1 protein-coding gene and 1 pseudogene are annotated in these 812 nt (G+C 34.0%); both read left to right on the forward strand.

Annotation, left to right across the window (positions count from 1 at the left end; genetic code table 11):
- Positions 1–320 (forward strand): YidC/Oxa1 family membrane protein insertase (locus tag AC1DND_RS28755; RefSeq protein WP_477586368.1); only part of this gene is annotated, 320 nt, incomplete at its 5' end.
- Between the two features lie 196 nt (positions 321–516).
- Positions 517–812: pseudogene (locus AC1DND_RS28760) on the forward strand (S9 family peptidase); the annotation flags it as partial.

Raw genomic sequence — 812 nt, forward strand, 5'->3', positions numbered from 1 at the left:
TCTCTACATTGATTATGACTTACTTTAACAATCAGGTTTCTGGTGCTACAGGCCAAATGAAATACATCGGTTACATTATGCCGGTTATTTTCTTAGGTGTATTGAACAGCTACCCTGCCGGATTAAACTATTATTATTTCTTGGCCAACTTAATGACTTTCGGACAGCAGTTCTTAATCCGTAAAATGGTTGATGATGATAAAATCCACGCTTTAATTCAGCAAAATAAAGCCAGACCGGCTGATGAGAAAAAGAAAAAATCTAAATTCCAACAACGTTTAGATGATTATATGCGTCAGCAACAACAAGCTAAAAAGTAATTTAGCCTTTAATAATATGAAAACCCTCGATTGCTTAAAGTAATCGGGGGTTTTTGCTTTACCACAATCTCCGACCTCTGACTTTCCAACTAAATGCTTTTAATTGTAATATTTGGMATACAAGTTTCCTAATAAGCTAAAAAAATCCAATTTTAGAAGATTAAATCTCAACCAACAAATTAATTAACTTTTAAAAATGCAAAAGAGACTAACTATTATTCTGTTTTTCGTTGTCAGCTTTGCCTACGCCCAAAAGAAACCTTTAGATCATTCGGTATATGATACCTGGGAATCAGTAGGAACAAAGCAATTATCAAATAATGGTCAATGGGCCATGTACAGCATCTTACAGCAAGAAGGTGATGCACAATTGTACCTTACCAATATTAAAACGAATGCGAAGATTAATATACCAAGGGGAATGAACTCACAGTTTAGTAATGATTCTAAGTTTGCTGCTTTTAATATCCGTCCCTTAAATAAGGATTTACG

It is taken from the genome of Pedobacter sp. 01N416, assembly GCF_056399685.1.